The 7,516-nt window shown below is 54.6% G+C and carries 8 protein-coding genes and 2 pseudogenes; 2 read left to right on the plus strand and 8 right to left on the minus strand.

The window, feature by feature from the left end; genetic code table 11:
• Positions 1-29: 29 nt before the first annotated feature.
• Positions 30-1,163: a sporulation integral membrane protein YtvI gene (ytvI, locus tag PCH01S_RS17230; RefSeq protein WP_042231157.1), complete on the plus strand. Its 1,134-nt coding sequence runs from the start codon at positions 30-32 to the stop codon at positions 1,161-1,163.
• Between the two features lie 78 nt (positions 1,164-1,241).
• Here ytvI and PCH01S_RS17235 read toward each other — a convergent pair whose 3' ends face one another.
• From PCH01S_RS17235 to PCH01S_RS17260, 6 genes are all read right to left on the minus strand, one after another.
• Positions 1,242-1,637 (minus strand): FxsA family protein, encoded by a 396-nt coding sequence (locus PCH01S_RS17235; RefSeq protein WP_042231158.1) that lies wholly within the window; start codon positions 1,635-1,637, stop codon positions 1,242-1,244.
• Positions 1,638-1,640: 3 nt separating this feature from the next.
• A complete protein-coding gene (locus PCH01S_RS17240; RefSeq protein WP_042231159.1) occupies positions 1,641-2,072 on the minus strand; it encodes an acyl-CoA thioesterase in 432 nt (143 codons plus the stop codon).
• A gap of 118 nt (positions 2,073-2,190) precedes the next feature.
• On the minus strand, positions 2,191-3,951 hold the full coding sequence (gene pyk, locus PCH01S_RS17245) for a pyruvate kinase (RefSeq protein ID WP_042231160.1): 1,761 nt from the start codon (positions 3,949-3,951) through the stop codon (positions 2,191-2,193).
• On the minus strand, positions 3,944-4,918 hold the full coding sequence (gene accA, locus PCH01S_RS17250; protein ID WP_042231162.1) for an acetyl-CoA carboxylase carboxyl transferase subunit alpha: 975 nt from the start codon (positions 4,916-4,918) through the stop codon (positions 3,944-3,946). The genes pyk and accA overlap by 8 nt, the downstream gene beginning before the upstream one ends.
• The gene (accD, locus tag PCH01S_RS17255) at positions 4,908-5,774 is read right to left on the minus strand and encodes an acetyl-CoA carboxylase, carboxyltransferase subunit beta (RefSeq protein ID WP_042231163.1); all 867 of its coding nucleotides are present in this window, start codon (positions 5,772-5,774) and stop codon (positions 4,908-4,910) included. The genes accA and accD overlap by 11 nt, the downstream gene beginning before the upstream one ends.
• Positions 5,775-5,857: 83 nt before the next feature.
• Positions 5,858-6,046, minus strand: a complete 189-nt coding sequence (locus tag PCH01S_RS17260; RefSeq protein ID WP_009676703.1) for a hypothetical protein — start codon at positions 6,044-6,046, stop codon at positions 5,858-5,860.
• 176 nt (positions 6,047-6,222) lie between these two features.
• Here PCH01S_RS17260 and PCH01S_RS30520 point away from each other — a divergent pair, with 176 nt between their 5' ends.
• The gene (locus PCH01S_RS30520; RefSeq protein ID WP_156972832.1) at positions 6,223-6,378 is read left to right on the plus strand and encodes a hypothetical protein; all 156 of its coding nucleotides are present in this window, start codon (positions 6,223-6,225) and stop codon (positions 6,376-6,378) included.
• A gap of 102 nt (positions 6,379-6,480) precedes the next feature.
• Here PCH01S_RS30520 and PCH01S_RS17265 read toward each other — a convergent pair.
• A pseudogene (locus PCH01S_RS17265) lies at positions 6,481-7,031 on the minus strand (phosphatidylglycerophosphatase A).
• A gap of 93 nt (positions 7,032-7,124) precedes the next feature.
• Positions 7,125-7,516 (minus strand): annotated as a pseudogene (locus PCH01S_RS17270) (DNA polymerase III subunit alpha); the annotation flags it as partial.

Consider the following 7,516-nt stretch of genomic DNA (forward strand, 5'->3'; position numbering starts at 1 on the left):
ACTCATTTCGAGCGAGAAAGAGGAAGCCTATGAGAGTGTTCAATCCGTACCTGCTGCACAAAATTTTCCGGGGAGCTCTGGTCCTGCTGTGCCTCGTGGCGGGCTGGCTGCTGCTGCGGTACGTGTCCCCGCTGATTTATCCCTTCATCATCGGCTGGCTGCTGGCCTATGTACTCAATCCGATCGTCAACATGCTGCAGCGGAAGGCCAAAATGCCGCGCTGGCTGTCCGCCACGCTGGTCATTCTTCTATTGATTGCCATCACGGTTACAGCCATGACCCTGCTGGTGACGAAAGTGATCGTAGAGCTGGGAACGCTGGCCGAAAATTTACAAAGTATGATCAATAGCTGGAAAGATCAGGCGAGGGAATTTTTGAATTCGGCCTGGTTTCAGGGGATTGTCGGGCAGTTGAACGATTTTATGAGAGCCAATAATCTGGATCTCAGCAGCAACCTCAGCTCCGTTACGGGGACGATTGCCGATTTCAGCTCCAACGCCTTGAAATATATCGTCAACTCGCTGATTCATATCATCCAGTCCCTGCCTAACATCGCGACCGTATCGATCATCGTGCTGATGGCGACCTTCTTTATCAGCAAAGACTGGTACCGTCTCGTGATGCGCTACACCATGCTGGTACCGGAAACCGTCCGCAAAGCGACTCGTCTCATTTCCAGCGATCTGCAGAAGGCGCTGTTCGGCTTTATGCGCGCTCAGCTTATTCTCATTTCCCTGACGACGGTCGCGGTCATTATCGGGCTGATCATTCTGCGTGTGGATTTCGCCGTCACCATCGGCCTTCTGATCGGCTTGTGCGATCTGATGCCTTATCTCGGCACCGGAGCCGTCCTCGTTCCGTGGATCATTTACTGCTTTTTCAAAGGCAACCTCTTCCTCGGAATCGGTTTGTCCGTCCTGTACGGCCTGATCGTCGTAGTGCGGCAAATAATGGAGCCCAAAGTGCTCGCCTCAAGTGTAGGGCTGGATCCGCTCGCCGCCTTGATCGCACTGTTTGTAGGACTTAAGCTGTTCGGCGTCGTAGGACTTATCCTCGGCCCCGTGCTTATGGTAGTCCTCACGGCGGTCTATAAAGCGAAAGTCTTCCACGATATTGCCCGATACATAAAAAATGGCCCGGCCGCGAACACGGAAGTTCGCTGACCGGGCTTTTCTTCGACCTGCTTAATCGAAAACGGCGAAACGGAGCAGTTTGCCGTTTCGCCGTTTTCGTTTTTCATTTTATCTGCGGTTAATAAACATAAACCGTCCGTTTCTCATCAGCTTCTGCAGCAGGACGAGTAGCCCCATTTTAAACAAGGACCGTGTAAATGGAAGCACCAGGAGCAGACCCGCCAGATCGGTAAGGAAGCCCGGCACGATCAGCAGCAGTCCGCCGACAAAGATGCAGACGCTGTCCAGTACGGAATCCGTCGGGTTCTGGCCCATAGACAGCTGATTGCGGGCGTAAGGCAGGAAACGGGACGCTTCCTTTCTCACGATAAGAGCCCCCAGAAGACCCGTCAGCAGAATCAGCCCGAACGTCATCCAGCCCCCAATCAGATGGGCCATACCGATGATACAAGCGATCTCAAGGACCGGCACGATAATAAAGACGGCAAGCGCAATGCGTAACACCGGCTATCCACCCCTTTGCAGCCATTCGTATAATTCAGGCACTTCTTTATCTATACGTACAGGCTTCCAAGAAAGATTCACCCAAGCATGCCTCGTAAGGCCCGTAACAAGAAGTTCTTCTCCGCGCCGCACTTCGTACTCAAACTCCAGCTTCACCGTCGTGTAGCTTGTGACACGGGTCAGAATCGTTATCTCGTCGTCATATCGGGCCGGACGCACATATTTCAGTTCGGCACCGACGACCGGCAGAAGCAGCCCCAGCTCCTCCATCCGCGTGTACGGAAAACCTTTGTCCCGGATATATTCCGTGCGGGCGATTTCCAGCCAGGTCAAATAATTGGCATGGTAAACGACTCCCATCTGGTCGGTTTCCTGATACCTGACCCGGACGCCGTACGGAAACCATTCGCGCTCCTTCGTTGTTTCATTCGACACAACCCTTCCTCCTGTCTTCATTGTTTGGGAATTTCGGATGCATATTCACTGTCTCCGCAGTTTGAAAAAAAGAGTGAACCCGCACCAGGCGGACTCACTCCTTTCTTATCCGAATCGCTTACAGGACGCGCGCACGTCCCGAGTACACGATGCCTACTTCAGGGAACAAGGTGACTTCCATGTCGTCCTTGATCAGGTCAAGGGCACGGTCGACGCCCACGATAACCGGGATACCCAGGCTGAGAGCTACCACCGCGGCGTGGGAAGTAATCCCGCCCACATCCGTGATCAGACCTGCCGCACGCTCGATAGCCGGCATGTAATCCTTGTCGGTCATATTGGTGACCAGGATAGCGCCGTCTTTCATTTTGCTGACCGCTTCCTCGGCTGTTTCGGCCGTCACGACAACACCTTTCGCGTGCTGGGTGCCGATACCGGTTCCTTTGGCGATCATTTCGCCGACCTGGTGAACCTTCATCAGGTTCGTAGTACCGGAGCTTCCGATCGGCACGCCGGCCGTGATCACGACGATATCGCCGAGATCCACATAGCCTTCGCGGATGCTTCCGTCGACCGCTTGCTCAAACAGCTCGTCCGTCGTTTGAGCGTCCCCGTGGAGAAGGACAGGCTGCACGCCCCAGACGAGGTTCAGACGGCGCATAACTTGCGGGTTGCGTGTTACAGCAACGATCGGCGCCTTCGGACGGTATTTGGATACCATTCTAGCGGTATAGCCGCTTTCCGTAGCGGTTACGATCGCTTTGGCATCCAGCTCAAGAGCGGCGTTCGCGACGGATTGGGAAATGGATTCCGTTACCGTCGTTTGCAGCGCGTGCGCTTGACGCAGGAAAATTTCGCGGTATTCCAGTGCCGCTTCCGCACGCAGTGCGATGCGGGACATGGTTTCTACCGCTTCAACCGGATATTTCCCGGCAGCTGTCTCGCCGGACAGCATGACCGCGTCGGAGCCGTCGAACACGGCGTTGGCCACGTCACTTGCTTCGGCACGAGTCGGGCGCGGATTGCGCTGCATGGAGTCAAGCATCATGGTAGCGGTAATAACCGGTTTGCCCACCAGGTTACACTTCTTGATCATTTGCTTCTGTACAACCGGTACGTCTTCCGGCGGAATTTCCACGCCAAGGTCGCCGCGGGCAACCATCAGGCCGTCGGAAACTTCCAGGATTTCATCCAGGTTGTCAACGCCTTCCTGGTTCTCGATCTTGGAGATGATCTGGATATGAGAAGCGTTGTGGCGCTCAAGCAGTTCGCGGATTTCAAGCACGTCGCTTGCTTTACGGACGAAAGAAGCGGCGATGAAATCGATGCCCTGCTCGATACCGAATACGATATCGTTAGCGTCTTTTTCCGTAATACCCGGCAGCGAGATGCTGACGCCCGGTACGTTCACGCCTTTTTTGCTTTTAATCGGACCGCTGTTCACGATGAGGCATTTGATATCGTTTCCTTGAACGGCTTCAACCGTCAGGCCGATCAGACCGTCGTCGATCAGAATCGTGTCGCCGGGTTTAACGTCTTCCGCCAGGCCTTCATAAGTCACGGACACGCGTTCACGATCTCCGAGAATTTCTTCGGTCGTCAGGGTAATCATCTCGCCTGCGGCCAATTCGATCGGTTCTTCTTTCAGTTTGCCGAGACGGATCTCGGGCCCCTTCGTATCCAGCAAAATGGATACGTTGCGGCCTCCGAGTTCTTCGCAGGCAGCGCGGAGGTTTTTGATCCGGCCGCCGTGCTCTTCAAAATCGCCGTGAGAGAAGTTCAGTCTCATCACGTTCATTCCTGCCGTTACGAGCTTCTTGAGGTTTTCTTTGGACTCGCTTGCCGGTCCGATCGTACATACAATTTTTGTCTTACGCATGGTTACCCTCCTGAGTAAATGTGTATCTGCCGATTTGTCTGAATTTCAGGTACCTGTCTTCTTTGAGTTCCTCTTCCGACATTGCTAACAGCGGCTGCATGTGCTCCAGAACGGCCGCTTTAATATTCGCTGACTGGAGCTCCAGATCACGATGGGCACCACCCTGCGGTTCAGAGACGATGCTATCGATAACGCCTAATTCCGCAATATCTTTGGCGGTGATTTTCATCGCTTCCGCGGCTTGCAGGGATTTGGATGCATCGTTGTACAAAATGGATGCGGCCCCTTCGGGACTGATAACCGAGTAAATGGCATTCTCAAGCATCAGCACCCGGTTGCCGACGCCAAGCGCGAGCGCTCCGCCGCTGCCTCCTTCGCCGATCACGACGCAGACGACAGGCACGCGAAGACCGGCCATGACAAGCAGGTTGCGCGCAATCGCTTCCCCTTGGCCCCTCTCTTCGGCGGCGTTGCCGGGAAACGCCCCTTTCGTGTCGATGAACGTAATGACGGGGCGGCCGAACTTGTCCGCCTGTTTCATCAGACGAAGCGCTTTACGGAAACCTTCCGGATGCGGACTGCCGAAATTGCGGGCAATGTTGTCCTTCGTGTCCTTGCCCTTCTGATGACCGACGACCGTAACGGGAAGCCCGTCCAACTTGGCGACGCCGCCGATAATGGCCAGATCGTCTCCATACAGACGGTCTCCGTGAAGCTCCACGAAGTCCGTAAAGATTCTCTCTATGTAGTCGATCGTCGTCGGACGCTGCGGATGCCGGGCGAGCTGCATTTTCTCCGATGCGGACATCGTGGAATACAATTCCTGCTGCAGCTCGGCATACCGTTCCTCAAGACGCCGGATTTCATCCGTGAAATCGATTTTCTTTTCTTCACCGAAACGCTTCAGTTCGTCAATTTTGCTGCGAAGCTCGGTCAGTGGCTGCTCAAATGACAATTCACCCGCCATAATTCGCATCCCCTTTCATCACGTGCATATCAAGCAGTTTGATCAACGTTGTCCGCATGTCTTTGCGGGCCACGACCTTGTCCACCTGTCCGCGCAGAAGGTTGAATTCCGCGGTTTGGAAGTTGTCGGGCAGTTTCTGCCTGATCGTCTGCTCGATGACACGCCGGCCGGTAAAGCCGAACGATGCCGCGGGTTCCGCGATAATAATATCGCCGAGCATGGCAAAGCTTGCCGAAACCCCTCCGAAGGTCGGATCGGTAATGACGGAGACAAACAAGCCGCCTTCTTCGTCCAGCTTCTGAATAGCCGCGCTCGTTTTAGCCATTTGCATCAGACTGAGAATGCTCTCCTGCATACGGGCTCCGCCCGAAGTCGAAAACAGAATGAGCGGATACTTCTTCTGGATGGCGCTCTCGATGGCGCGCGTCAGCTTCTCGCCGACGACGGAACCGAGGGAGCCGCCCATAAAGTCAAAACTCATCGCGCCAAAGACGACCGGATATCCGCCGATCGTACCTTCACCGGTAACGACGGCATCCTTCAGGCCGGTCTTGTCCTTCGCTTTGGTGATTTTATTCTCGTAATCCGGAAAACCGAGCGGATCTTCCGAAACCATGTTCTCGTCATACTCGAACAGACGCCCTTCATCGAGGGTCATCGTCATACGTTCCATCGCATTTAATTTGTAATGATAATTGCAGGACGTACAGACTTTCAAGTTCTTCTCAAGCTCTTTACTGTATTGAATAGTTCCGCAGCGCGGACATTTATTCATCAGCCCTTCGGGTATATCGCGTTTCGCTTTCTCGGAAGGGATAGTTGCATATTTGCGTTTCTGAAAAAGATCCTTTAGCACATTTGCACCTCTCTGGCTTACAATTTCCGCTCCAGCCGTTCGCTGCGGAGGTTTCGTAAAACACGCCTTCGCAACCGCTGCGGTCAGCGATGTAAAATGGTGTTGAGTACTTCTTGAACCTCTTCCACTTCACCCTCGGGAACCACGATTTCAAATTGGTTCTTGGTCATGGAGATTGCTCTGATTTGGACCAGAAACCCCTCCTCCGACAGGCGTTGCTTTATACGCTCCGCAATTTTGGCGGTGGGGGCAATATAAATCACGGTCCACATGGGGATATACCTCCTCAACAGTACCCGGGTAAAATGGATAGCGCCAAAATGAAAATGACGCGGCAGCGTATCTCTAGCCTTCACTTTCCGTTCTCTCAAGTCTATACAATGGAATAATGATAACACAACCTCTAATTTTACCGCAAGGAAGGGTTGTCTTCCACAGGAGGACGCGGATGAATTTACATCGGTTACGAGGAATGGAAAAAGAAGGATTAAATAAGCCGCATTGCCGCGTTCATAGCCCGGATACCAAGGCATTTCCCTCTGTAAAATATTCCCTGGACCGCATCTCCCGACAAAAAAAACTTCCCACGCCCACGGGCTGGTGAAGTTTTTGTGAATCGGACACGCGGACGCTATCGCCGCGGTCCCGACCGTTTCGCCGAGACGGCGTTCGACCGTTCGGACACCTGCCGCGGATAAAATCCGGGCTATGCAGGCTCTTTCGTATCCGCACCGATCACGCTGGTCTCGCTGGTCACGCCGGTTTCGCAAAGTTCCGCGAAATAAGCCGAAACGGGTTTGTTTTGATGAGCGATTCTGGCGGATGCCGCTGCGGCCAGCCCGGCCACGAGATCGTCGAGAAACACGTGAATCTCCTGCCGATGGTCGTTAAGATCGCGGATAACGCCGATTTTCTGCTTATCCAGGAGCCGAAGCTCGTCAGTCCGATCATACCATACACATGTACAATTCCCAAAGCCAGCGTCTCGTCCACCCCGTACAGGGGCTCGTCCGCTTCCAAAATGCTTTGCAGCGGTTCGGGAAGAAGCTTGCGTTCCGCCAGCTCGTCCAGTGCGATACCGGTCATCAGGGTGTACTGTACTTCGCGTTTGGCAAGCACCGTAATCACGCTCTCCAGACAAACCTCTGTAGTCAAAGCCTTGTTATACGGCTTCTGAAGCTGGAGAACAATTTCGGCAATACTTTCCGCGGTCACACCTCTTTCCCGCAGCATTTGCAGCACCAGTTCTGCGCTCATGCCTCATTCATCCCATATCCGGCTGTTACCGCGCGGCCGCGGACAGGCTGCAGCTTTTGGCGGTTTTACAAATGTATGACGGAAAAAGGAGGATTATTTCACCTTCACACAATCTTTGCCCATCAGCTGTTCGATGGAACGAAACAGCTCGGGAGAAGGCTTGACGCGGTATTGGCCGCTCAAAGCCAGCAGCCGCTGGGTGCGCTCGTAGAACAGCGCGACCTCCAGCGGGCCCGCGTGAAGCTGCAGCAGCTCCTGCAGCTTCACAAGGTTGTGCGGCTCTTCCATATGAGCCGCAATCTTGACGTACACCCGCTGCCGGGACGTCCCGGCGGGTGTGCCCTGCGCGGCGGGGCGCCCTGACTCATCCGCAGGCTTGGCTGCGGATGAGCGCTGCGGGGCCCCACTGCCGCGGTCTGCGGCTCGCCCGGACGAGCCGGGCTGCCCCGCGTTGGCGCCGGTCGAGCCCGCGTGAGCGCTGGCTC

Origin of the sequence: Paenibacillus chitinolyticus NBRC 15660 (genome assembly GCF_000739915.1) — a bacterium.
In the GTDB taxonomy this organism is placed as follows: Bacteria; Bacillota; Bacilli; order Paenibacillales; family NBRC-103111; genus Paenibacillus_F; species Paenibacillus_F chitinolyticus.